This window comes from Streptomyces sp. NPDC001515 (genome assembly GCF_053597115.1).
Genome location: NZ_JBSFHN010000002.1, coordinates 104,669 through 129,162 on the forward strand (window position 1 = coordinate 104,669; position 24,494 = coordinate 129,162).

General features: G+C 74.1%; 20 protein-coding genes. 5 read left to right on the forward strand and 15 right to left on the reverse strand.

Annotated elements, in window-relative coordinates; all coding sequences use genetic code 11:
- Window positions 1-73 precede the first annotated feature (73 nt).
- Entirely contained in the window at window positions 74-886 is an 813-nt protein-coding gene (gene lipB / locus ACWCXC_RS04115; protein WP_450886512.1) for a lipoyl(octanoyl) transferase LipB, read from the reverse strand.
- Between the two features lie 265 nt (window positions 887-1,151).
- Here lipB and ACWCXC_RS04120 point away from each other — a divergent pair, with 265 nt between their 5' ends.
- Entirely contained in the window at window positions 1,152-2,723 is a 1,572-nt protein-coding gene (locus ACWCXC_RS04120; RefSeq protein ID WP_450886514.1) for a regulator, read from the forward strand.
- Window positions 2,724-2,731: 8 nt separating this feature from the next.
- On the opposite strand, the gene ACWCXC_RS04125 is transcribed toward ACWCXC_RS04120, so the two are convergent.
- Together ACWCXC_RS04125 and ACWCXC_RS04130 are read right to left on the reverse strand one after the other, a co-directional pair.
- Window positions 2,732-4,081, reverse strand: coding sequence for an NAD(P)/FAD-dependent oxidoreductase (locus ACWCXC_RS04125; RefSeq protein ID WP_450682295.1), 1,350 nt, complete (start codon window positions 4,079-4,081; stop codon window positions 2,732-2,734).
- 173 nt (window positions 4,082-4,254) lie between these two features.
- On the reverse strand, window positions 4,255-5,154 hold the full coding sequence (locus ACWCXC_RS04130) for a TIGR01777 family oxidoreductase (protein ID WP_450682294.1): 900 nt from the start codon (window positions 5,152-5,154) through the stop codon (window positions 4,255-4,257).
- Between the two features lie 55 nt (window positions 5,155-5,209).
- On the opposite strand from ACWCXC_RS04130, the gene ACWCXC_RS04135 reads away from it, so the two are divergent.
- Window positions 5,210-5,746, forward strand: coding sequence for an N-acetyltransferase family protein (locus ACWCXC_RS04135; RefSeq protein WP_450886517.1), 537 nt, complete (start codon window positions 5,210-5,212; stop codon window positions 5,744-5,746).
- Here ACWCXC_RS04135 and ACWCXC_RS04140 read toward each other — a convergent pair.
- The 7 genes from ACWCXC_RS04140 to ACWCXC_RS04170 all read right to left on the reverse strand — a co-directional run bounded on the left by ACWCXC_RS04140 (window position 5,736) and on the right by ACWCXC_RS04170 (window position 16,226).
- Complete coding sequence (locus tag ACWCXC_RS04140) at window positions 5,736-6,263, reverse strand: DUF4240 domain-containing protein (RefSeq protein ID WP_450886672.1); 528 nt, start codon at window positions 6,261-6,263, stop codon at window positions 5,736-5,738. The two genes, ACWCXC_RS04135 and ACWCXC_RS04140, sit on opposite strands and share 11 nt — an antisense overlap.
- 60 nt (window positions 6,264-6,323) lie before the next feature.
- A complete protein-coding gene (locus tag ACWCXC_RS04145) occupies window positions 6,324-7,304 on the reverse strand; it encodes a helix-turn-helix transcriptional regulator (protein ID WP_450886519.1) in 981 nt (326 codons plus the stop codon).
- A 73-nt stretch (window positions 7,305-7,377) separates the two neighbouring features.
- Window positions 7,378-10,047 carry a pyruvate dehydrogenase (acetyl-transferring), homodimeric type gene (aceE, locus tag ACWCXC_RS04150; protein WP_450886521.1) on the reverse strand — a complete coding sequence of 890 codons (2,670 nt, stop codon included), beginning with the start codon at window positions 10,045-10,047 and terminating at the stop codon, window positions 7,378-7,380.
- Window positions 10,048-10,343: 296 nt separating this feature from the next.
- A complete protein-coding gene (locus ACWCXC_RS04155) occupies window positions 10,344-10,967 on the reverse strand; it encodes a GntR family transcriptional regulator (RefSeq protein ID WP_450682290.1) in 624 nt (207 codons plus the stop codon).
- Window positions 10,968-11,114: 147 nt separating this feature from the next.
- Window positions 11,115-12,893 carry a 2-oxoglutarate dehydrogenase, E2 component, dihydrolipoamide succinyltransferase gene (gene sucB, locus ACWCXC_RS04160; RefSeq protein WP_450682289.1) on the reverse strand — a complete coding sequence of 593 codons (1,779 nt, stop codon included), beginning with the start codon at window positions 12,891-12,893 and terminating at the stop codon, window positions 11,115-11,117.
- A gap of 61 nt (window positions 12,894-12,954) precedes the next feature.
- Window positions 12,955-14,343 carry a dihydrolipoyl dehydrogenase gene (lpdA, locus tag ACWCXC_RS04165; RefSeq protein ID WP_450682288.1) on the reverse strand — a complete coding sequence of 463 codons (1,389 nt, stop codon included), beginning with the start codon at window positions 14,341-14,343 and terminating at the stop codon, window positions 12,955-12,957.
- A gap of 338 nt (window positions 14,344-14,681) precedes the next feature.
- A complete protein-coding gene (locus tag ACWCXC_RS04170; protein WP_450682287.1) occupies window positions 14,682-16,226 on the reverse strand; it encodes a leucyl aminopeptidase in 1,545 nt (514 codons plus the stop codon).
- Window positions 16,227-16,470: 244 nt separating this feature from the next.
- Between ACWCXC_RS04170 and ACWCXC_RS04175 the strand changes: the two genes are divergently transcribed.
- Window positions 16,471-17,322 (forward strand): endo alpha-1,4 polygalactosaminidase, encoded by an 852-nt coding sequence (locus ACWCXC_RS04175; RefSeq protein ID WP_450886524.1) that lies wholly within the window; start codon window positions 16,471-16,473, stop codon window positions 17,320-17,322.
- Between the two features lie 7 nt (window positions 17,323-17,329).
- On the opposite strand, the gene ACWCXC_RS04180 is transcribed toward ACWCXC_RS04175, so the two are convergent.
- Entirely contained in the window at window positions 17,330-18,109 is a 780-nt protein-coding gene (locus ACWCXC_RS04180) for an adenosylcobinamide-GDP ribazoletransferase (protein WP_450886526.1), read from the reverse strand.
- 89 nt (window positions 18,110-18,198) lie between these two features.
- Here ACWCXC_RS04180 and ACWCXC_RS04185 point away from each other — a divergent pair, with 89 nt between their 5' ends.
- Window positions 18,199-18,960 (forward strand): hypothetical protein, encoded by a 762-nt coding sequence (locus ACWCXC_RS04185; protein ID WP_450886528.1) that lies wholly within the window; start codon window positions 18,199-18,201, stop codon window positions 18,958-18,960.
- On the opposite strand, the gene ACWCXC_RS04190 is transcribed toward ACWCXC_RS04185, so the two are convergent.
- From ACWCXC_RS04190 to ACWCXC_RS04205, 4 genes are all read right to left on the reverse strand, one after another.
- The gene (locus ACWCXC_RS04190) at window positions 18,861-19,631 is read right to left on the reverse strand and encodes a hypothetical protein (protein WP_450886530.1); all 771 of its coding nucleotides are present in this window, start codon (window positions 19,629-19,631) and stop codon (window positions 18,861-18,863) included. The two genes, ACWCXC_RS04185 and ACWCXC_RS04190, sit on opposite strands and share 100 nt — an antisense overlap.
- A complete protein-coding gene (locus ACWCXC_RS04195; protein ID WP_450886532.1) occupies window positions 19,628-21,427 on the reverse strand; it encodes a phosphatidylglycerol lysyltransferase domain-containing protein in 1,800 nt (599 codons plus the stop codon). The genes ACWCXC_RS04190 and ACWCXC_RS04195 overlap by 4 nt, the downstream gene beginning before the upstream one ends.
- 57 nt (window positions 21,428-21,484) lie before the next feature.
- Window positions 21,485-22,603: a nicotinate-nucleotide--dimethylbenzimidazole phosphoribosyltransferase gene (gene cobT / locus ACWCXC_RS04200; protein ID WP_450682281.1), complete on the reverse strand. Its 1,119-nt coding sequence runs from the start codon at window positions 22,601-22,603 to the stop codon at window positions 21,485-21,487.
- Window positions 22,604-22,803: 200 nt separating this feature from the next.
- Entirely contained in the window at window positions 22,804-24,006 is a 1,203-nt protein-coding gene (locus tag ACWCXC_RS04205; RefSeq protein WP_450682280.1) for a bifunctional adenosylcobinamide kinase/adenosylcobinamide-phosphate guanylyltransferase, read from the reverse strand.
- Between the two features lie 161 nt (window positions 24,007-24,167).
- On the opposite strand from ACWCXC_RS04205, the gene ACWCXC_RS04210 reads away from it, so the two are divergent.
- Window positions 24,168-24,377, forward strand: coding sequence for a hypothetical protein (locus tag ACWCXC_RS04210; RefSeq protein WP_450682279.1), 210 nt, complete (start codon window positions 24,168-24,170; stop codon window positions 24,375-24,377).
- The last annotated feature ends 117 nt before the right edge of the window (window positions 24,378-24,494 follow it).

Sequence of the window (24,494 nt, forward strand, 5' to 3'; positions counted from 1 at the left end):
CGTGGTTCGCTCGGCTGTACGTCTGCCCAACCTGGGCCCGGCAGGTCCTATTCCCCGCCGCGTGTTCCGTGGGTCACGCCGTGGCCATGGCGTCGTCGTCGCGCGCGATCGTGCGCGGGGCGAGTTCGGCGTTCTCCAGGACGTCCCGCAGATGCTTCTCGACGACCGGGAGCACCTCGGCGATGGTGACGTCGCGGCCCAGTTCGTAGCTGAGCGAGGTGACGCCCGCGTCCCGGATGCCGCAGGGCACGATCCGGTCGAACCAGGTGTTGTCCGGGTTCACGTTGAACGAGAAGCCGTGCATGGTCACGCCCTTGGCCACCCGGATCCCGATGGCGGCCAGCTTGCGGTCCTCGCGGCGCTGCCCGGCGTTGGACGGGGCGTACTCCGGCCCGTTGAGCCGGGCGTCGAACTCCTCGTCCTGCAGCCGGGGGTCGAAGTCCAGCGAGAGGCCGCCGATCGCCGGGCGGTGCTCGACCGGGTCGCCGAGGACCCAGACGCCGCTGCGGCCCTCGACCCGGGTGGTCTCCACACCGAACTCGGCAGCCGTACGGATCAGCGCCTCCTCCAGCCGGCGCACGTGCGCCACGACGTCCACCGGGCGGGGCAGCTTCTGGATCGGATAGCCGACCAGCTGGCCCGGACCGTGCCAGGTGATCTTCCCGCCCCGGTCCACGTCGATGACCGGCGTGCCGTCGAGCGGGCGCTCGCTGTCGGCCGTGCGGCGGCCCGCGGTGTAGACGGGCGGGTGCTCCAGCAGCAGGCAGGTGTCGGGGACGGCGTCCTCGAACCGCGCCGCGTGCACCTCGCGCTGCTTCTGCCAGGCCTCCTGGTAGTCGACGGCGTCCTCGCCGAATCCCAGACGGACGAACCGAAGCTCAGTCACGGCTGCTGCCTCTCTTCCTGCGGTGCCGGGTGCGGGGTCCCCGCACCCGCACGCCGCGTCGAATCGCGCCTCGGCCACTGTACGACCGGGGCCGGAACGGGGGCCCGGCAGGTGTTCCCGTCAGCGCCGCCCCCAATCCTCACACGATCGGATGAAAGTGAAGCGATGGCCGCTGGGGCCGTCCCGCAGGCCGCTAAATTCGCGCCGTTCCCAGGGCCCGTCCGGAGGCCTGTCCCTGACCCGAAGGCAGGAGACCGTACAGCTGATGTCGGAACGACCTCCGCAGCGCACCCCCAACCGCCGGCTCGCCTCGCTCATCACCGAGGCCGGGTTCTCCAACGCCGGGCTCGCCCGCCGGGTGGACCAGCTCGGCTTGGAGCACGGCCTCGATCTGCGGTACGACAAGACCTCCGTGACCCGCTGGCTCCGCGGCCAGCAGCCCCGGGGCACCACCCCGGCGCTGATCGCCGAGGTCTTCACCCGGCGGCTCGGCCGCCGGCTCTCCGCGCAGGACCTGGGACTGGACGCCTGCGCTCCGGTCTACGCCGGGCTGGAGTTCGCCGCCACCCCCGCCGAGGCCGTCGACATCGTCAGCGGGCTCTGGCGCAAGGACTCCGGCAGCCACGCCGAGCTGCGGAAGATCGCCTTCACCCCGGCGGGACTGGTCGTGCCCAGCCGGGACTGGCTGATCGGGCGCGCCGACGAACGGGTGGCGCGCGGCGGACCGGACGACCCTCCGGAGAGTCCCGCCCGGCCCCGTCCGGGCGCGGTCCGCCCCGCGCCCGGCGCCACCGGACCGTACGGCGGCGTGCCCGAGCAGGGCGCCCGGCCCGCCCCGCGCGGCCCCGCCCCCGCCCGCCCCGGCGGACCGCAGTCCCCGGCCGGAGCGCCGCCCGGCGTCCCCCGCCAGCGCCAGACCGAGCGGGGCTCGGGCCAGCGCGTCGGCAGCGGGGACGTGGCGGCGCTCCGCTCGGTCGCCGAGCTCTTCCGCACCCTGGACAACGCCTACGGCGGCGGCCACGCCCGGCAGGCTCTCGTGCGCTATCTGGAGCACGAGACGGAGCCGATGCTGCGCGGCACCTACGGCGAGGCGACCGGCCGCCGGCTCTTCGCGGCCGCCGCCGACCTCACCCGCCTCGCCGGCTGGACCTCGTACGACATCGCCGCCCACGGCCTCGCCCAGCGCTACTTCGTCCAGGCGCTGCGGCTCGCCCAGGCCGCCGGCGACCGCGCCTACGGCAGCTTCGTGCTGATCACCATGAGCCGCCAGGCGGTCTACCTCGGGCACGGCCGGGAGGCGGTGCAGCTGGCCCGGGTCGCCCAGCAGGGCGTCGGCTCCGCCGCCCCCCAGTCCGTCCTCGCCCTGCTCCACGCCGTCGAGGCACGCGGCCACGGGGTGCTCGGCGACGCCAAGGCGTGCACGGCCTCGCTGACCCGGGCGGAACACGCGCTGGAGAACTCCCGCCCCGGCGACGAGGTGCCCCACTGGGCGCGCTTCTTCGACGAGGCGCAGCTCGCCGACGAGTTCGGCCACTGCCACCGCGACCTCCAGCAGTACCGGATCGCCGCCCAGTACGCCGAGCGCTCGCTCCAGCTGCGCGCGCCCGCGTACGCCCGCAGCCGGCTCTTCTGCCGGGTGGTGCTGGCCTCCGCCCGGCTCGGGCTCGGCGAGCTGGACCAGGCCTGCCGGCTCGGCGCGGAGGCCGCCCAGCAGGCCGCCGAGATGCGCTCGGTCCGGGCCGCCGAGTACGTACGCGACTTCGAACGGCGGCTGGAGCCCTTCCGGGACGCCGCCGCCGTCCGGGGCTACCGCGAGAAGGTCGCCGCCCTGGGCTGACCCGGCGCCTACGCGGCCTCGGGGAGCGCCCCGGAGCCGCGCTCCCCGTGCCGTACGCCGAGGTCGTCCAGGATCGCCTCGGCGGCCCGGCGGGCGGAGGACAGGGCGCCCTGGACGGTGCCGGTGTCGCGGTGGTCGCCGCACACGTACAGCCCCGAGAGCACCCGCACCGGGCGCTGCGGGTCGTGCGGGGGCTCCATCGCCGGCACGGCCTCCGGATCGTGGTGGACGGCCAGCAGCTCCCAGTCGTCCGTCGGCACGCCGTACAGGGCCGCCAGATGCCCGCGCACGGTCCGGTCCAGATCCGCCGGACGGGTGCCGAGCACCGTCGAGCTGATCAGCGCCCGGCCCTCCGGCGCCCGCGCCGGATCCACCTCGCTCATCACCGCGGTGTGCGCCACCGGGCCCGAACGGTCGGCGTCCAGCAGCAGCGAGGCCCCGGTCGGCGGGGCGGTGGGCGCGGTGTGGTGGACCACCGTGACCGGGCGGAAGGGCGGCACCCGCAGCCCCGGCAGCAGTTCGGCGGCGGCGCTCGCGTTGGTCGCCAGGAGCAGCGAGCGGCAGCCCAGCTCACCGTGCTCCTTGGTGCGCACCGAGGTGATGTCCGCCGCCGTGACGTGCACCCCCGTGCGCACGGTCCCCGGCGGCAGCGACGCGGCGAGCAGGTCGGGCAGCGCCGCCGAACCGCCCTCGGGCACACAGAGCCGGCCGCTCGCGTAGCCGCGCAGCGCGAGGTCGGCGTAGCGGCTGGACGTGGTGAGCCCGGGGTCGCTGAGCAGTGCGGTCAGCAGCGGGCGGACGAAGCCGTCGAGCGTACGGGCGGGCAGCCCGCGCCCCGACAGGGCGTCCAGCGCGGCCCGTTCGGGCCGGGCCAGGACGCGGGAGCGGGGCGTGGCCGCGAGCCGGGCCAGCGCCACCCCCAGCCGGGCCTGGTCGATCGCCCCGCCCATGGCGCCGGTGAGGGCCCCGCCCAGGGGCGCCCGGGGCGCGTGCGCGAGGGCGCGCGCCGCCCGGAGCGCGCCCCGGGCGCTGCGGGAGCCCCTGGGGCCCGGCACCTCGCCGGTCCGGTGGCGGTGGCCGGCGCTGTGCACGAGGACGCCGGGGTCGAAGGTCCGCAGGACGAGACCGTCGAGCCCGGGTGTGCCGTACAGCTCCGGTGACGAGGTGGTGAGCAGCGGCCCGATGCGGTCGAGCCGGAATCCGTCCACCTCGTCGGTCGCCATCCGGCCGCCGACCCGGGGGCCGGCCTCCAGGACGCTGACGCTGACTCCCGCCCTGATCAGTCGGTGGGCCGCTGACAGGCCGGCGATCCCGGCCCCGATGATGACGACGTCCGCGTGGTGTGCCGTGCTGAGCACGTGCCCTCCCCGAGTCGGCGCAACAAGTGGGGGGCTCTTTCCCTCAACCGGCCACCGGAATGCGCGAGTTCGCCCACGAGGCTAGGGACATGGCGGGATCGCGCGCAGTCGCGCGCGGCCGGGGGCACCGGTGCACGGGGTCGCACACCCGTACGGGCCGGGGCGGGGATGCGTCAGCGCAAGGCCGCGCGGATCGCCGCGTCGATCCCGGGGAAGGCGAAGGCGAATCCGGATTCCAGCAGCCGGCCCGGCAGCACCCGCTGGCTGCCGAGCACGTCCTCGGCGAAGTCGCCCAGCGCCAGCCGCAGCGCGGGCGCCGGCGCGGTGAACAGCGTCGGACGGCGCAGCACCCGCCCCATCGCCGCCGTCACCTCGGCATTGGTCACCGGGGCGGGTCCGGTCAGATTGACCGGACCGGACAGCTCCGGGGTGTCCAGGAGATGGCGCAGCGCCGCGACCTCGTCGTGCAGCGCGATGAAGCTCCAGTACTGCCGTCCGTTGCCCATCCGGCCGCCGAGCCCCGCCCGGAACAGCGGGAAGAGCCGGCCCCAGGCACCGCCCTCCCGGGCGACGACCAGTCCGGTGCGGGCGTGCACGGTCCGGATCCCGGCCTCCTCGGCGGCGGCCGTGGCCTCCTCCCACTCCACGCACACCGACGGCAGGAAACCGTCCCCGGGCGGCGCGCCCTCGTCGACCGCCCGGTCCCCGGTGTCGCCGTAGAAACCGATCGCGGACCCCGAGACCAGCACCCTCGGCGGGACGTCCAGCGAGGCGACGGCCTCCGCGACCGCGGCCGTGCCCAGCACCCGGCTGTCCCGGATCTCCCGCTTGTACGCCTCGCTCCAGCGGTGGTCGCCGACCCCCGCCCCGGCGAGATGGACGACCGCGTCGCACCCCACCAGCCCGGCCACGTCCACGTACCCCCGCTTCGGGTCCCACTCCACCTCGTCGCCGGACCGCGCGGGCCGGCGCACCAGCCGGACCACCTCGTTCCCGTCGGCCCGCAGCGAGCGCACCAGCGCCGCTCCGACGAGGCCGGTCGATCCGGTGACTGCGATACGGGAGTGAGCCATGGGGCCATCCTGCCCCACGGGGGCCGCCGTACACGGCCGTGGCACAGTGGCGGCCATGACCGAATCCGCCGCATCGTCCGCATCCGCCGGCCCCGTCGTCCGGCGCGCCGTTCTCGCCGACGAGTCCGCGCTCGCCGAGCTGGACCGGGCCACCTGGTCGACGCTGCACGCCGTGCAGCCGCGTCCGCAGCCGCCGTACCCGCCGTTCTTCGACGAGCGCCACCCGCCCGGGGACATCCTGGTGGCGGAGGCGGTGAACGGGGCGGGGGAGCGGGCGCCGGCCGGTTACATACGCGTGGTGCCGCCGACCCCGCTGGCCTGCAACGCGCACGTACGGCAGATCCAGGGCCTGGCCGTGGCCACCTGGGCGCGCGGCCGGGGCATCGGGCGGGCCCTGGTGCGGTCGGCCTGCGCCGAGGCGCGCCGCGAGGGGGCGAACCGGATCACCCTGCGGGTCCTCGGCCACAACACCCCCGCCCGCGCGCTGTACGAGGCGGAGGGATTCACCGTCGAGGGTGTGCTGCCCGGCGAGTTCTTCCTGAACGGACGGTACGTGGACGACGTTCTGATGGGCCGCCCGCTCACGCCGTGAGCGCGCCGAACCGCTCCCACAGCGCGGGCAGCCGCGCCGCCAGCGCCGCGTCGTCGTCCAGGGCGAGCGGGGTGCCCTCCGGCTCGGCGGCCTGCGGCGGCAGCCCGAGGTCGGGGGCCACCACCCCGGTCAGCTGCTCGTACGCCTCGTCGGCGGCGTACCCCAGCTCCTCCCCGTCGCCGTCCAACTCCGGATCGAAGTCCGTCAGCAGACCGGCCAGGGCGTCCGGATCGTGCACCGCGCCCTCGAAGACCTCCCGGCCCCGGCCGATCAGCCAGCAGCGGAAGGCGTCGAAGCCCTCGTCGTCCGCCGCACCGGTGAGCAGGACGGCGGCGCCCCACAGGTCCCAGCGGTAGGCCCGGTGGAAACGGGCCTCGAAGTGCCGGGCGAAGTCCAGCACGGAGTCCGGATCGAGCCGCACCAGCCGCTCGACCATCAGATCGGCCTGCTCCTCGGAGTCGCCGCCGGCGGCCTCGCGGGCGCGGTCCACGATCTCCCAGAACTCCGTCTCGTCCATCACGCGTCCAGGATCCGTCCGGGCGGCGGGCCCCGCACGCGGAGGTGCGCGACCCGGGGCTCAGCCCCCGCCCCCGTACAGCCGGTGCAGGGCGCGCGCGGCCCCGGCGAACCGGGCGCGCAGCGCCTCCGGGGCGAGCACCTCCAACTCCGGGCCCAGCGCCAGCAGCTGACCGTACGCGACCTCGGGCGACTCGACCGGCAGGGTGACGGTGACCCACCCGTCGCCGTCCGACGGCCCCGCCGAGGCCAGCGCCTCCTCGGCGGCGGCCCGGTCCGTGGCGTGCCCCAGCCGGTCCGCGGCGACCGGCGAGAGCCGCAGCACCACCTCCGACCGCAGGATCGACCGGGCGAACTCGGCCGCGCGGGCCTCCCAGAACGCGGCGAGATCGAAGTCCTCGTCCCGCTCGAACCGCTCGTCCAGGACGTCCACGGCCGTGAAGCGGTCGATCCGGTACACCCGGACGCTCTCGTCGGCGCGGGCGCAGAGATACCAGACCCCGGCCTTGAGCACGAGTCCGTACGGGGCGAGCGCGCGCTCCGCCTCGCGGTCCCGGCCGGGCCGCCGGTAGCGCGCGAGGATCCGCCGGTCGTCCCACACGGCCCCGGCCACGGCGGGCAGCAGGGCGGGGGTGGCCGGCTCCCGGTACCAGCCGGGCGCGTCCAGGTGGAAGCGCCGCGCGGCACCCGCCGGGGCGTCCCGCAGCGAGGGCAGCAGCGCCGCCGACACCTTCAGCCGCGCGGCGGAGGCGGCGTCGGCCAGCCCCATCTCGCGCAGCGCGGAGGGCAGACCGGACAGGAACAGCGCCTCCGCCTCGTCCCGGGCCAGCCCCGTCAGCCCGGTGCGGTAACCGCCGACGAGCCGGTAGCCGCCCGTCCGGCCGCGCTCCGCGTAGACCGGGACCCCGGCCTCGGACAGCGCCTGGGCGTCCCGGGTGACCGTCCGCTCGGACACCTCCAGCTCCCGGGACAGCTCGGCGGCGGTCATGCCGGGGCGGGCCTGGAGGAGCAGCACCATGCGGATCAGTCGGGCAGCACGCATGCGGCCATTGTGGCCGCACGACGGGTCCGCCCGGCCCGGGGGCGCGACCCCGGACCGGACGGACCGATCATGCTCAGAGACCGTAGCGGTCCCGCGCCTCCTTGACCGCCGTCGCCGGCACCTCGCCGCGGCGGGCCAGCTGGGCCAGGGTCGCCACGACGACCGACTGCGCGTCGACGCCGAAGTGGCGGCGGGCCGCGTCCCGGGTGTCGGAGAGGCCGAAGCCGTCCGTGCCGAGCGAGGTCCAGTCCTGCTCCACCCACTGGCTGATCTGGTCCGGCACCTGGCGCATCCAGTCGCTGACCGCGACGACCGGGCCCGGTGCGCCCTCCAGCGCCTGGGTCACGTACGGCACCCGCAGCTCGCCCCGGAGCAGCGCCTCGTCGCACTCCAGCGCGTCCCGGCGCAGCTCGCCCCACGAGGTGGCGGACCAGACGTCGGCCGTGACGCCCCAGTCGGCGGCCAGCAGCTCCTGGGCCTCCAGGGCCCAGTGGATCGCCGTGCCCGAGGCCAGCAGCTGGGCGCGCGGCCCGTTCGCCTTGGCGGGCGCGCCCTCCTTGAAGCGGTACAGGCCCTTGAGAATGCCCTCCTCGACGCCCTCGGGCATCGCGGGCTGCGGCTTCGGCTCGTTGTAGACCGTCAGGTAGTAGAAGACGTTCTCGGCCTCGGGGCCGTACATCCGCCGCAGGCCGTCCTTGACGATGACCGCGATCTCGTACGCGAACGCCGGGTCGTAGTTGAGCGACGCCGGGTTCGTGGCCGCGATCAGGTGCGAGTGGCCGTCCGCGTGCTGGAGGCCCTCACCGGTCAGCGTGGTGCGGCCGGCCGTGGCACCGACGATGAAGCCCTTGCCGAGCTGGTCGGCGAGCTGCCACATCTGGTCGCCGGTCCGCTGCCATCCGAACATCGAGTAGAAGATGTAGAACGGGATCATCGTCTCGCCGTGCGTCGCGTACGACGTGGAGGCGGCGATGAAGTCGGCCATGGCCCCGGCCTCGGTGATCCCCTCGTTGAGGATCTGGCCGTCCTTGGCCTCCTTGTAGTACATCAGCTGGTCGCGGTCGACCGGCTCGTACGTCTGGCCCAGCGGCGAGTAGATGCCGGCCGAGGGGAACAGCGACTCCATGCCGAAGGTGCGGGCCTCGTCCGGGACGATCGGCACCCAGCGCCTGCCGGTCTGCTTGTCCCGCATCAGGTCCTTGACCAGGCGGACGAAGGCCATGGTGGTGGCCATCTCCTGCTTGCCGGACCCCTTCTTGAGCGCGGCGAACGCCCGCTCCTCGGGCTCGGGCAGCGCCACCGCGTGGACCCGGCGGGCCGGGGCGGGGCCGCCGAGGGCGGCACGGCGCTCCTGGAGGTAGCGGACCTCGGGGGAGTCGGCGCCCGGGTGGCCGTAGGGCACCAGGCCGTCGACGAAGGCGCTGTCCGGGATCGGGAGGCCGAGCAGCTCGCGCATGCTCTTGAACTCGTCGATCGACAGCTTCTTCATCTGGTGGTTGGCGTTCTTGGACTCGAAGCCCTTGCCGAGCGTGAAGCCCTTCACCGTCTGGGCGAGGATCACGGTCGGCGCGCCCTTGTGCTCGACGGCCGCGCGGTAGGCCGCGTACACCTTGCGGGCCTCGTGGCCGCCGCGCGAGGTGTAGAAACATTCGGCGATCTTCGCGTCGGTGAGCAGTTTCGCCAGCTCGGCCAGAGCGGGCTCGGCACCGAAGAAGTGCTCGCGGATGTAGGCGACGTCGCGGGTGGCGTACGTCTGGAACTGCGCGTCCGGGACCTCGCGGAGCCGGCGGACCAGCGCGCCCGTGGTGTCGAGCTGGAACAGCTCGTCCCAGGCGTTGCCCCAGAGCGTCTTGATGACGTTCCAGCCGGCGCCCCGGAAGGCGCCCTCCAGCTCCTGTACGACGCGGAAGTTGGCGCGGACCGGACCGTCGAGGCGCTGCAGGTTGCAGTTGATGACGAAGGTCAGGTTGTCGAGCTTCTCGCGGGCCGCCAGCGCGAGGGCGGCGGTCGACTCGGGCTCGTCCATCTCGCCGTCGCCCAGGAAGGCCCAGACGTGCGAGTTCGAGGTGTCCTTGATGCCCCGGCCGGTCAGGTAGCGGTTGAAGCGCGCCTGGTAGATCGCCGAGAGCGGGCCGAGGCCCATGGAGACCGTGGGGAACTCCCACAGCCAGGGCAGCCGCCGGGGGTGCGGGTAGGAGGGCAGTCCGTCGCCGCCCGCCTCCTGGCGGAAGTTGTCGAGCTGCTGCTCGCTGAGCCGGCCGTCGAGGAAGGCGCGGGCGTAGATGCCGGGGGAGGCGTGGCCCTGCACGTACAGCTGGTCGCCGGAGCCGTCCCCCTCCTTGCCGCGGAAGAAGTGGTTGAAGCCGGTCTCGTACAGCCAGGCCGCCGAGGCGAAGGTGGCGATGTGGCCGCCGACGCCGTAGCGGGCGCCACGGGTGACCATCGCGGCCGCGTTCCAGCGGTTCCACGCGGTGATCCGCGACTCCATCTCCAGGTCGCCGTCGAACGCGGGCTCGGCGGCGGTGGGGATGGAGTTGACGTAGTCGGTCTCCAGCAGCTTGGGCAGCGCGAGACCGGCGCCCTCGGCGTGCTGGAGCGAGCGGCGCATCAGGTACGCGGCACGGTGCGGGCCCGCCGCCTTGGTGACGGCGTCCAGGGAGGCCGCCCATTCAGCGGTCTCCTCCGGGTCGCGGTCCGGGAGCTGGTCGAGCTCGCTCGGAAGCTTTCCTACGGGGTCGGTCATGATCGCCGCCTTCCGGTGAGGAGGGGGGTGGAGAAGTCCCTGACTGGCAGGACAGGGCGATGGGGCCGGTGGGCCCGCGGAGTGAACTGTAAGACGCCGATCGATGATCGATCAAAGGGTGAACGGCAAAACTTCTCGATATGAAGAAAGTGGCATGCGGTGCCGCGAAATGGGGCACGGAGTGACGGGATTTATCGGTCAAAAGGGGCGGTCATCCGCACAGGAGAGCGGCCCCGGCGACACATGCGCATCACCCCGCGCGCCGGTCACGGCGGCCTCGGGGGCGCGGACGGGGCTCAGGCGCGCGGCGCGCAGCCGAGCACATGGGCCTTCACGAGGGGCCCGATGTCCGGGTCCTTCCGCAGGAACGCCTCGATGAGCGCCTCGTGCTCCTCGGCGTAGGACTTCTGGACCGTGCCCAGCCAGCGGATCGAGAGCGCCGTGAACACCTCGATGCCCAGCCCCTCCCAGGTGTGCAGCAGGACCGCGTTGCCGGCCGCCCGGACCATCTCCCGGTGGAAGCCGACCGTGTGGCGCACCTGGGCCTCTCCGTCGGCCAGCCGGTCCGCCTCGTACAGCGCCGCCACGTGCGGGGCCAGCAGCGAGCAGTCCTCGCCGAGCCCCGGGGCCGCCAGCTCGGCGGCGATCTGCTCCAGACCGGCCCGGACCGGGTAGCTCTCCTCCAGATCGGCGGCGGTGAGGTTGCGGACCCGGACGCCCTTGTTGGGCGCCGACTCGATCAGCCGCAGCGTCTCCAGCTCGCGCAGCGCCTCGCGCACCGGCGTCTGGCTGACCTCCAGCTCGGTGGCGATGCGCCGCTCCACGATCCGCTCACCCGGCTTCCAGCGCCCGCTGACGATCCCCTCCACGATGTGCTCGCGGATCTGTTCGCGCAGCGAGTGGACGACGGGCGGGGTCATGAGGGGCTCCTTCGGGGCAAACCGGTGCTGCCTGCACCAACTCGGCGGCCGGAGCGACCGGTGGTGTCTAGACAATACGGCGGCGCCCCCGCCCGGGAGTGGACCGGACGGGGGCGCCGCTGGTGAGGCTGGTTACAACCGGGGTGCTCAGAGGCCGAGCTCGACCTCGAACTCACCGGCCTCCAGGATCGCCTTGACCGCGGTCAGGTAGCGGGCGGCGTCGGCGCCGTCCACCAGACGGTGGTCGTAGGAGAGCGAGAGGTACGTCATGTCGCGGACGCCGATGACGGTGCCCTCGGCGGTCTCGATGACGGCCGGACGCTTCACGGTGGCGCCGATGCCCAGGATGGCGGCCTGGTTCGGCGGCACGATGACGGTGTCGAACAGCGCACCGCGCGAACCGGTGTTGCTGATGGTGAAGGTGGCACCGGACATGTCGTCCGGCGTCAGGCCGCCACCGCGGGCCTTGCCGGCCAGCTCGGCGGTCTTCTTCGAGATGCCGGCGATGTTGAGGTCGCCCGCGCCCTTGATGACCGGGGTCATCAGACCCTTCTCGGCGTCCACGGCGATGCCGATGTTCTCCGAGTCGAAGTACGTGATGGTGCCTTCGTCCTCGTTGATCCGGGCGTTGATGACCGGGTGGGCCTTCAGCGCCTGGGCGGCGGCCTTCACGTAGAACGGCATCGGGGAGAGCTTGACGCCCTCACGGGCCGCGAACGCGTCCTTGGCACGGGCGCGCAGCTTCATCAGCTTGGTGACGTCGACCTCGACGACCGAGGTCAGCTGGGCCTGCGAGTGCAGCGCCTTCATCATGTTGTCGCCGATGACCTTGCGCATGCGGGTCATCTTGACCGTCTGACCGCGCAGCGGGCTGGCCTCCAGCTTCGGCGCCTTGGAGGCGGCAGGGCCCCCGGCGGTCGCAGGGGCGGAGGGCGCCGGGGCAGCGGCGGCCTTGGCGGCCTCCGCGGCGGCGACGACATCCTGCTTGCGGATGCGGCCACCGACACCGGTGCCCTTGACCGCGCCCAGGTCGACGCCGTTCTCGGCGGCGAGCTTGCGGACCAGCGGCGTGACGTACGCGCCGTCGTCACCGGAGGTCGCGGCCGGGGCGGCCGGGGCCGGAGCCGCGGCCGGAGCCGGAGCGGCGGGAGCCGGGGCGGGAGCGGCCGGAGCCGGTGCCGGGGCGGCGGGAGCCGCAGGGGCGGCCTGGGCCGGAGCCGGAGCCGGAGCAGCCGGAGCGGGGGCGGGAGCGGCCGGAGCCGGAGCCGCGGCGGGGGCCGGGGCGGCGGCAGCCGGGGCCGCGGCCGGAGCGGCACCGGCCGCACCGATGACGGCCAGCTTGGCGCCGACCTCGGCGGTCTCGTCCTCGCCGACGACGATCTCCAGCAGCACGCCGGAGACCGGGGCCGGGATCTCGGTGTCGACCTTGTCCGTGGAGACCTCCAGCAGAGGCTCGTCCTCGGTGACCTCCTCGCCGACCTCCTTCAGCCAGCGGGTGACGGTGCCCTCGGTGACGCTCTCGCCGAGCGCCGGAAGGGTGACGTCGGTGCCGGAGGCGCCACCGGCCGGGGCGGCGGCCGGGGCTTCGGCCGCGGGGGCCGGGGCGGCGGCGGGGGCCTCCTCGGCGGCGGGCGCCGGAGCGGCCGGGGCCTCGGCGGCCGGAGCCGCGGCGGGGGCCGGCGCGCCCGTGCCGTCGTCGATGACGGCCAGCTCGGCGCCGACCTCGACGGTCTCGTCCTCGGCGACCTTGATCGAGGCCAGGACGCCGGAGGCGGGGGCCGGGATCTCGGTGTCGACCTTGTCGGTCGAGACCTCGAGCAGCGGCTCGTCGGCCTCGACGCGCTCGCCCTCGGCCTTCAGCCAGCGGGTGACAGTGCCCTCGGTGACGCTCTCGCCGAGCGCCGGAAGGGTTACGGAAACCGACATGGTTTCAGTTGCTCCTAACGAAAATGCGGAAGTGGTCGGTCGTCGCGCCCGGGTCGACCGGTCAGTCGTGGGAGTGCAGGGGCTTGCCGGCCAGGGCCAGGTGGGCCTCGCCGAGCGCCTCGCTCTGGGTCGGGTGGGCGTGGATGAGCTGCGCGACCTCGGCCGGCAGCGCCTCCCAGTTGTAGATCAGCTGGGCTTCGCCGACCTGCTCGCCCATGCGGTCACCGACCATGTGGACGCCGACCACGGCACCGTCCTTGACCTGGACGAGCTTGATCTCGCCCGCGGTCTTGAGGATCTTGCTCTTTCCGTTGCCCGCGAGGTTGTACTTCAGCGCCACGACCTTGTCCGCGCCGTAGAGCTCCTTGGCCTTGGCCTCGGTGATGCCGACGGAGGCGACCTCGGGGTGGCAGTACGTGACCCGGGGGACGCCGTCGTAGTCGACCGGGACGGTCTTCAGACCGGCCAGCCGCTCCGCGACGAGGATGCCCTCGGCGAAGCCGACGTGCGCCAGCTGGAGCGTCGGGACCAGGTCGCCGACGGCGGAGATCGTCTCGACGTTGGTCCGCATGTACTCGTCGACCAGGACGTAGCCGCGGTCCATGGCGACCCCGGCCTCCTCGTAGCCCAGGCCCTGCGAGACCGGGCCGCGGCCGATCGCGACCAGCAGCACCTCCGCCTCGAAGGTCTTGCCGTCGGCGAGGGTCACGCGGACGCCGTCCTGCGTGTACTCGGCGCTCTGGAAGAACGTGCCGAGGTTGAACTTGATGCCGCGCTTGCGGAAGGCGCGCTCAAGAAGCTTGGAGCTGTTCTCGTCCTCGACCGGCACGAGGTGCTTCAGGCCCTCGATGATCGTGACGTCGGTGCCGAAGGAGGTCCACGCCGAGGCGAACTCGACGCCGATGACGCCGCCGCCCAGCACGATCGCGGACTTGGGGACGCGGTCCAGCTTCAGCGCGTGGTCCGAGGAGATGATCCGGTTGCCGTCGATCTCCAGGCCCGGGAGCGACTTCGGCACGGAGCCGGTCGCCAGGAGCACGTGGCGGCCCTGGATGCGCTGGCCGTTCACGTCCACCGAGGTGGGGGAGGAGAGCCGGCCCTCACCCTCGATGTAGTGCACCTTGCGGGAGGCGACGAGACCCTGGAGACCCTTGTACAGGCCCGAGATCACGTCGTCCTTGTACTTGTGGACGGCCGCCATGTCGATGCCCTCGAAGGTGGCCTTGACACCGAACTGCTCGGCCTCGCGCGCCTGGTCGGCGATCTCGCCGGCGTGCAGCAGCGCCTTCGTCGGGATGCAGCCGTTGTGCAGGCAGGTGCCGCCGACCTTGCCCTTCTCGATCAGAGCGACGTCCAGGCCCAGCTGCGCTCCGCGCAGGGCCGCGGCGTACCCGCCGCTACCACCGCCGAGGATCACTAGGTCGAAAACGGTGCTGGCGTCGTTCGCCACGTCACGTCCTCCATGCATGTGCGCCGTACGCCGGGCCCCGTCCTCGGGGTGTGACCGGCCGGTCGGCTGGTGTTCGGCCGCTTTGTCTTCGGCCCTGTGGTGGGGGCCCTGTCCTGCCGAGAACCCATCTTCGCACTTGTTGACGGTGAGCGGGACGCGGGGCCCGTGTCCGGGACGGATGATCGTCCGTCCCGGACGGTCGCCGCTGCGTGGGGGCGGGCCGCTCCGGCCGGGTTTCGTCTAGAGCGAAACCGCCCGCGCCCCGCAGGGGAGCCGTGGGGTGAACACCCGCGGCCCCGGACGTATGCCCGGGGCCGCGGATGACGGGAGGAGCGGGCTCAGCCGAGGTCGCCGTCGGCGGTGCGCTCGGCCAGCCGGACCAGGGTCCGCACGGAGACACCGGTGCCGCCCTTGGGCGTGTAGCCGTACGGCGCGCTCTCGTGGAAGGCCGGGCCGGCGATGTCCAGGTGCGCCCAGGCGATGCCCTCGCCGACGAACTCCTTGAGGAAGAGCCCGGCCACCAGGCCGCCGCCCATGCGCTCGCCCATGTTGGCGATGTCGGCGGTCGGCGAGTCCATGCCCTTGCGCAGGTCCGCCGGGAGCGGCATCGGCCAGGCGGCCTCGCCGGTCTCGTCGGCGATCTCGTGGATCGAGGTGCGGAAGGCGTCGTCGTTCGCCATGATCCCGAAGGTGCGGTTGCCCAGGGCCAGCACCATGGCGCCGGTCAGGGTCGCGACGTCGACGATCGCGTCCGGCTTCTCCTCGGAGGCGCGGGTCAGCGCGTCGGCCAGGACCAGCCGGCCCTCGGCGTCCGTGTTGAGGACCTCGACGGTCTTGCCGCTGTACATGCGCAGCACGTCGCCGGGGCGGGTGGCGCTGCCGGACGGCATGTTCTCGGCGAGCGCCAGCCAGCCGGTGACGTTGACCTTCAGGCCGAGGCGCGCGGCCGTGACGACGGTGGCGAAGACGGCGGCGGCGCCGGCCATGTCGCACTTCATCGTCTCGTTGTGACCGGCCGGCTTCAGCGAGATGCCGCCCGAGTCGTAGGTGATGCCCTTGCCGACCAGGGCCAGGGTCTTCTCCGCCTTCGGGTGCGTGTAGGCGAGCTTCACCAGGCGCGGGCCGTGCGCCGAGCCCTGGCCGACGCCGAGGATGCCGCCGAAGCCGCCCTTGACGAGCGCCTTCTCGTCGAGGACCTGCACCTTGATGCCGTGCTCCTTGCCCGCGGCGGTGGCCACGGCGGCGAAGGACTCGGGGTACAGGTCGTTCGGCGGGGTGTTCACCAGGTCGCGGGCGCGGTTGATCTCCTCGGCCAGCGCGATCGCGCGCTCGGCCGCGGCCTTGAACGCCTTGTCGCGGGGCTTGGCGCCCAGCAGGGCGACCTCGGCCAGCGGCAGCTTGGCGGCGGGCTTGTCGCCCTTGGGGGCGAGCTTGTTCTCGCCGGCCTGGTAGGCGGTGAAGGCGTACGCGCCCAGCAGCGCGCCCTCGGCGACGGCGGCGGCGTCCTCGACGGTCGCGGCGGGCAGCGCGAAGCCGGCCTTCTTGGCACCGGTGAGCGAGCGGGCGGCGGAGCCCGCGGCCCGGCGCAGCGCCTCGGCCTCGTACCCGGCGTCCTTCTCCGGGGCCGGGCCGAGACCGGCCGCGACGACGACCGGGGCCTTCAGCCCCTCGGGGGCGGGGAGCTTGGTCAGCTCGCCCTCCGCACCCGTGGCGCCCAGGGTCCGCAGGACGGTGGCGAGCTTCCCGCCGAACGCCTTGTCCACGGCCTCGGCGCCCGGTGCGAGGACCAGGTCTCCGGGCTTGGAGCCCTTGGCGACGCCGACGACGAGCGCGTCGGCGCGCAGCGTCGCCGCACCGGCAGTGCTGAGAGTGAGAGCAGTCACGGTGGTGAAATCTCGCTTCCGTTTGAGTTCTGTGTCGGTCGAGGGGGTGGGCGACCGTGCCCGGCGCATCGTAGACGCCCCCGAATGTGCCGGGAATGAGCCTACGCGCGCCTTTGCTGCCCGATTACGGCGCGGTGGGTCCGTACCCAGCGGGGGCCGTACGGTGGTCGTCCCCGGGCCGTCCGTCCCGGGCGGGACGACCGGCGGCCGGGCCTCGGCGGCGGTCGGACGACGAGGGGGAACGATGCACGACCGGGTGACCGCACCCCGGACCGGCGGGGCCGTACGGTCCGCCACCGTACTGATTCTTCTGGCGATGCTGGCCGGTTGCACGGCGGCGCCCCGCACCGCCTCGCCGCCCGACCCGTCCGGAGGCCCCGCGTCCGCGCGCTGGCGGCCCGAGCCGGGCACCGACTGGCAGTGGCAGCTCTCCGGCCGGCTGGACACCTCGGTGGACGTGCCGGTGTACGACGTCGACGGCTTCGACCGCGACGCCGCCGAGGTGGCGGCGCTGCACCGGGCGGGCCGCAAGGTCATCTGCTATCTGTCCACCGGCGCCTGGGAGGAGTTCCGCCCGGACGCGGCCCGGTTCCCCACCGCGCTCCTGGGCCGGGGCAACGGCTGGGAGGGGGAGCGCTGGCTCGACATCCGGCGGGTGGACGTCCTGGAGCCGCTGATGGAGAGCCGGATCGCCATGTGCGCGAAGAAGGGCTTCGACGCGGTCGAGCCGGACAACATGGACGGCTACCGCAATCCGACCGGTTTCCCGCTGACCGCCGCCGACCAGCTCCGCTACAACCGGCTGGTCGCCCGCATCGCCCACCGCCACGGCCTCGCGGTCGGTCTGAAGAACGATCTGCCGCAGATTCCCGAGCTGGTCGGCGACTTCGACTTCGCGGTCAACGAGCAGTGCGCCCAGTACGACGAGTGCGAGAAGCTCACCCCGTTCGTGGAGGCGGGCAAGCCGGTCTACCACGTCGAGTACGAGCTGGCGTCGGCCCGGTTCTGCGAGCGCTCCCGGGAGCTGGGGCTCAGCTCCCTGCGCAAACGGTACGACCTGGACGCCTGGCGCGAGAGCTGCGCGGCGGGGGCCTGAGAGCGGCTCAGCCCAGGGCCAGTGCCACCAGCGTCACCGTCGCCGCCGTCTCCGCGAGCGAGCCGAACACATCGCCGGTCACCCCGCCGAACCGCCGCACGCAGTGGAGCAGCAGCAGCTGCGCCGCCGCCAGGCCCGCCAGCGCCGCCAGGGCGTGGTGGGGCGCCCCGGACCCGCCGAGGAGGGCGCCCGCCCCGGCGCACCCGGCCACCGCGGCGAGGGCGCAGAGCGCGGCGGGGACCGGCGGGACCGTGCCGGCGACGGCGGCGCCCAGTCCGTCCGGGCGGGCGGCCGGCACCCCGCGCCGGGAGGCGAGGGTGAGCGCGAGCCGGGCGGTGACGGCCGCGACGACGGCCGCCGCGGCGCCCTCGGCCCAGCCCCGGGCGTACAGCTGCTGGAGGACCGCCACCTGGGCGAGCAGCACGAAGAGCAGGGTGATCACGCCGAAGGGGCCGATGTCCGACTGCTTCATGATCCGCAAGGCGTCGTCGGCCGGCCGGCCGCTGCCCAGTCCGTCGGCGGTGTCGGCGAGTCCGTCAAGGTGGAGGCCCCGGGTGAGGGCCGCCGGGAGCGCGGCCGAGGCGACGGCGGCCAGGAGCGGGCCCGCGCCGCAGAGCAGCAGCAGGCAGCCGGGCAGCGCCGCGAGCACCCCCACGGCGAGGCCGGCCAGCGGGGCGCAGAGCATGCCGGACCGCGCGGTGTCCCGGTCCCAGCGGGTGACGCGGACGGGCAGCACGGTGAGGGTGCCGAAGGCGAAGCGCAGCCCGTGGCTGTTCAGGGAGGTCACGGCCCGCAGGCTAATCGGCCGCCCCGACCGCTAGATTGGGACGAAACCCTGCGTATGCGGGCAAATGCGGTTGATCGGGAGTGGGTGGGATGGGTCACTGGTTCGTCCGCGACATCGTCGAGCCGGGGAAGCTGCCCCTGCTCCTGGCCCTGGCCGCGTTCGTGCTGACCTTCGCGGTCACCCGGGTCGTCACGCGGATGATCCGGGCCGGGAAGGGGCCCTTCCGCAACATCACCCCCGGCGGGATGCACATCCACCACGTGGTGCCGGGGGTGGTGCTGAGCGTGATCGGCGGATTCGGTGCGGTCGCCAGCGGGCAGCACGGCGTCGCGGCCGGGATCTGCGCGGTCCTGTTCGGGGTGGGCGCCGGGCTGGTGCTGGACGAGTTCGCGCTGATCCTGCACCTGGACGACGTGTACTGGACGGAGGAGGGCCGGCAGAGCGTGGAGATGGTGGTCCTGACCGCCGCGCTCGTCCTGCTGGTCCTCGGCGGCTTCTCCCCGCTCGGGGTGGACGGCCTCACCGACGACCAGGAGCAGAACCGGCTCGGCGCCGTCCTCACGCTCCTGGTCAACTTCGGCTTCGTCCTGATCACCCTGTTCAAGGGCAAGGCGCGGATGGCGGTGGTCGGCACCCTCGTCCCGTTCGTCGCCCTCGTCGGGGCGGTCCGGCTGGCCCGGCCCACCTCGCCGTGGGCCCGGCGCTTCTACCGCCGCCGCCACCGCGCCCGCTCCCGCGCGGTGCTGCGCGCTTACCACCACGATGTGCGCTGGGCCGGACCGCGCCGCCGCTTCCAGGACCTGATCGGCGGAGCCCCCGACCGCGTCCCCGCTCCCCCGTCCAAGCCCTGACGGCGCGGCGGAGGCCGCCGCACCCGCACCGCCGGCACCGCGCACAGGACGAGCGCCGCCACGACGGCCGCCAGATGCTCCCGGCCCGCCAGGTTGTCCTCGACGACGACCTCGGCGACCATCGCGGCGATCACCAGGGCCCCGGTGAACCGGGCCCGGTAGGCGCGGCACACACAGACCGCCAGGGCGACGACGGCGGCGGAGGGGCCGGTGTCGGTGATCAGGGCGGCGCTGCCGGGCAGGCCCAGGAAGGCGTCGGGGCCGAGCGCGACCCCGATCCGCGCGTACACCGTCCCGGCCAGCGTCGCGACGTACGCGATCAGCAGCGTCCGCCACCGGCCGAGACCGATCTCGGCGGTCCCGAAGACCAGCAGGATCTGGGCCAGCGCGCCCCACACCGGCAGATCGAGGGCGGGGACGAACAGCGACAGGGGCGTCCGCAGCAGGGCCGCCCAGAGCGGGTCCTCGGCGCGCACCGCCCCGAGGGTCTGCACGGGGCCGTAGCCCCAGGACCGGTTCTGCACCACCTGGAGCAGCCCGGTCAGGGCGACCGCGGCGAGCGTCATCGGCACGGCGCGCAGCCGCCGCTCGGCCAGTGCCGGCCGTACGGTCGCCCACAGCGGCCCCCATTCGGCCCGCGCCGCCCGGCCGACGACCGCCGGTACCCTCACTCGCGCGGTCCGAGCTGCGAGCGGTGCAGCCACTTGGGCAGTCCGGGGGCCTCCAGGAAGCCCTCCGCGCGGGCCGCGGCGACGCCGATGCGCAGCAGGTCGGCGCTCCGTTCGAAGAGCAGGTAGCGCGGCTCCCAGATCGGCCGGTACTTGGCGTTGGCGCGGTACAGCGACTCGATCTGCCACCAGCGCGAGAAGAAGCTGAGCAGCGAGCGCCACAGCCGCAGCACCGGACCGGCGCCGAGCCGCGAGCCGCGTTCGAAGACCGAGCGGAACATCGCGAAGTTCAGCGACACCTGGGTGACCCCGATCGTCCCGGCCCGGCGCAGGAGTTCGATGACCATGAACTCCATCAGCCCGTTCTCGGCGTCCCGGTCACGGCGCATCAGGTCCAGCGAGAGGCCGGCCGGGCCCCAGGGCACGAAGCTCAGCAGGGCGCGCAGTGCGCCGGGGCGCCCGTCCTCGCCCGCGTCCCGGCACTCCAGCATCACGCACTGCCCGTCGGCCGGGTCGCCGAGCCGCCCCAGCGCCATCGAGAAGCCGCGTTCGGTGGCGCCGTCGCGCCAGTCGTCGGCGCGGCGCACCAGTTCGGCCATCTCGGCCGCCGGAATGTCCGCGTGCCGGCGCACCGTCACCTCGTAACCGGCCCGTTTGACCCGGTTGTACGCCTGGCGGACCGTGCGCATCGCCCGCCCCTCCAGGGTGAAGTCGGCGGTCTCCACGATCGCCTCGTCGCCCAGCTCCAGGGCGTCCATGCCGTGCCGGGCGTAGACCGTGCCGCCCTCCTCGCTCGCCCCCATCACCGCCGGGATCCAGCCGTGTTCGCGGGCCTCGGCCAGCCAGGGCCCGATCGCCCCGGGCCATGCCTCGGGGTCCCCGAGGGGATCGCCGGAGGCCAGCGACACCCCGCCCACCACCCGGTAGGTGACCGCGGCCTTCCCGGTCGGCGACCACATGGCGCTCTTCTCACGCCGCAGAGCGAAGTAGCCGAGGGAGTCGCGCTCCCCGTGCGTGGCGAGCAGGGCGCGCAGCCCCGCCTCGTCCTCGGGGGTGAGCGGGTCGACCGCGCGCCGGGAGCGGAACGCCGCGTAGACGACGGCGATCAGCAGCAGCGTGGAGAGGATGTTGATGGCGACGTTCACCCAGCCCGGGGCGGTGATGCCGGGGAAGCGGGAGTCGTCCGAGGCGACGGAGACGAGGCGCAGGACGCCGTAGCGCCAGCGGTCCAGGAAGGTCGAACGGTACGTGTCGTGCGCGGTGTTGGTGACGGTGACCAGGCCGGCCGCGATCAGCGAGGTGACCAGCAGCCCGACGACCGCCACCAGCGCGGCCAGCTTCGGGTTGGAGCGGTCGCCCTTCGCGTAGAACTCCCGCCGCCCGAGCGCGAGGGCGAGGACGAAGCAGGCGGTCAGCGCCAGCGAGATCCAGTTCTGCGGGTAGCGGCGGATCTCCGGGAAACCGATCACCGCCGCGAAGAGCAGCAGGGTGAGGCCGCTCAGCACCATGTTGACGATCCACGCGGCGCGTTTGCGCCGCCGCATCGTCACGGCGAGGAACAGCGCGACGACCCCCGAGGAGAACCCGGCCGTCAGCAGATACGGAGTGAAGTAGTTCTCCGTGTTGTGGCGGCGCAGGTCCTGGCCGAAGGTGACCCAGACGGCGCTCAGGAAATTGAGGAACGACACGACGCGCAGGTACCAGAGGGCGAACGCCGCGCCCCGGCGCGAGCGTTCGGTGCTCGGCGGCCGGGCCGCGGCGTGGGTGGATGCCTCGGTGGCCATGCGGACCTCTCCCATGAAAAGCGATCATATGGGGCGAATCGCTCTGTCCGGGGGTACGCGTGACTCCAGGCCCTAGGCTTCCGGCTCCCCGTCGTCCGCGCCGCCCGCGTCGTCGGCGTCGCCCGTGTCGTCGGCGGTCTCCTCGTCGCTCTCCGGCGCCCGCTCGGGCAGCTCCGCCGCCAGCGCGGCCGCGGCCTGCACCAGCGGCAGTGCGAGCAGGGCGCCGCTTCCCTCGCCGACGATGACGCCGTGGTCCAGCAGCGGGTTGAGCGCCATCCGGTCCAGCGCCTTGGCCTGCGCCGGCTCACCGCTCAGCTGGCCCGCCAGCCACCAGTCGGGCGCCCGGAACGCGGCCCGCTGGCCCACCAGCGCACAGGCGGCGGAGACCACCCCGTCCAGGATCACCGGAAGCCGGCGCACCGCGCACTGGAGCAGGAAGCCCGTCATCGCCGCCAGGTCCGCCCCGCCGACCGTCGCCAGCAGCTCCAGCTGGTCGCCCAGGACCGGCCGGGCCCGGCGCAGCGCGTCGCGGATCGCCGCGCACTTGCGCATCCACGCCAGATCGTCGATGCCCGCGCCACCGCGTCCGGTGACCACGGAGGCGTCGGTGCCGCAGAGCGCCGCGATCAGGGTCGCCGCCGCCGTGGTGCCGCCGACACTGAGATCGCCCAGCACCACCAGATCGGTGCCCGAGTCCGCCTCCTCGTCGGCGATCGCCATGCCGAGCCGCACCGCCCGCTCGGCCTCCTCGACCGTCAGCGCGTCCTCGATGTCGATCCGGCCGCTGCCCCGCCGCACCCGGGTCCGCACCACGGACTCCGGCAGCAGCTCCGGATCGCAGTCCAGACCCGCGTCGACGATCCGCACGGGCACGGAGAACCGGCGGGCCAGCACGGCGAGCGGCGTCGTGCCGTCCAGCGTGGCCCGCACCAGCTCGTGCGCCGTGCCGGCCGCCCGCCCGGACACCTCCAGCTCCGCCACCCCGTGATCACCCGCGAACAGCACCACCCGGGCCTGCTCCACCGGCCGGACCGGCACGGACTGCTGGGCGGCGGACAGCCACTCGCCCAGTTCGTCGAGGCGGCCGAGCGCGCCGGGCGGCACGAGGAACCGCTCCCGGCGTTCCTCGGCGTCGCGCCGTACACCCCCGTCGGGGCGTTCGATCAGGTCGGAGAAGTCGTCCAGATTCACGGGGGTCTGCCTCGCGGGTCGATACGGGGTGGGGGCCGGGGCCCGCCGACGGGAACGGGGGCTCCCCGGCGACCTCGCACCGCGCGGCCACGCGGGAACCTCCCTGCGGAACAGTACCCGCCGCGATTTCGACCCTCCCGCCGTGCGCCCGCCGCCGTCCGCACCGCAGTTGACCGGGGGGCGTTCTTCCGGCCGGCCCGTCAGCCGCGCAGCACGAGCACCTGTCCGGCCACCACCAGCAGCACCTGCTCGCACTGGTCGGCCACGGCGGCGTTCAGCCGGCCCAGCTCGTCCCGGAAACGCCGCCCGGCCGGCGTCGCCGGGACCACCCCGGACCCGGTCTCGTTGGTCACCAGGACGACGGTGCGCCGGGTGGCGCGGACGGCGGCGACCAGCTCGGCCGTCCGCTCCCGCAGCGCGCTCTCGCCGCCCCGCGCCCAGGCCGCCTCGTCCCAGGCGTCCACCCGGTCCATCGCGTCCGTCAGCCACAGCGACAGGCAGTCGACGAGCAGCGGCGGCCCGTCGGACGTCAGCAGCTCCGCCAGCTCGCAGGTCTCCTCGGTGCGCCAGGCGGCGGGCCGGCGCTCCCGGTGCAGCCCGATCCGCGCCGCCCATTCCGCGTCGCCGTCCCGGCCGCCGCCGGTCGCCACGTACACGACCTCCGGATACGTCTCCAGGCGCCGTTCGGCCTCCAGCGACTTGCCGGAGCGGGCACCCCCGGTGACCAGGGTGCGCCGGGGCGGCTCGGGCACCGCCCGGAAGCCGCCGACGGGCAGCGTCGTGCCGTCGGGGACGGCCCGCGCGCCCGCCGCGGCCAGCCGGCGCTCCAGCTCGGGGCCGGGCGGGGCGTCGTGGTCGAGATGGACGGCGACGATCTCGGTGGCCGGGCCGACCGCCTCGACCGCCCGCAGCCGGGCCAGCGCGTCCGGCCGCCCCACGAGGTCCCCGACGACCATGTCGTACGGCTGGGAGGCCCGCTCGGTCAGTCCCGCGGGGGCGCCGCCCGGCGGGAGGTAGAGCAGCCGTTCGCCGTCCGGCGCGGTGACCTCGTAGCCGGTGCCCGGCGCGTCCATCGGCACGGCCCGCACCCGGTGACCGCTGATCAGCGTCAGCACCCGCCCGTCCGGGACCCGGCCCGCCGGGGGCAGCCCGGCCGGCAGCTCGACGGCCGGTCCGTCGTGCGGGTGGGTGAGCAGCACCTGCCGTACGCCGGTCAGGGAGCGCCCGGCGCGGGCGGCGGCGAACACCGCCCCGGGGGTCAGGTCGAGCAGCAGCGCGTCGTCGATCAGCAGGGCGGTCGCGGCGCGCGCACCCGCTCCTCGGGCGGCGGCGCAGGCGGCGCAGGGGCAGTCGGGCCGGGGCAGCCCGTCGGGGGCGCCGGTGCCGAGCAGTGTCAGTTCCACGCCCCGATCCTCCCGCGTCCCCGCACCGGCTGCGCGATGTGGGGGTGAACGGAGTCGGAGGGGCCCGTCCGGGGCAGGACCCACGCACGGGGTCGTCGGCGTGATCCGGACCCGAGGCCCTAGGCTGCGGACTGAGCAGAGACGTGATCCAGGAGGCGGACATGGCGTGGACGTGGCGGTTCGAGAAGTCCGACGGAACGGAGACGGAGCCGGCCCTTCAGCCGGAGGAGTTCACGACGCAGGGGGACGCGGAGTCCTGGATCGGTGAGTACTGGAAGGAACTCCTCGACGGCGGGGCGGACCAGGTGACCCTGTTCGACGACGGGACGAAGATCTACGGCCCGATGAGCCTCCACGCCGAGCAGGGCTGACCGGGACGGTGCGGCGGGCCCAAAAAAAAACCACGGGCGACCCCGGACTAATAAGACCCCCGGGTGGGCCAGATCTACCGGGGAACAAATCGAGGGAGGGTTCGGTGGGCCAAGGCG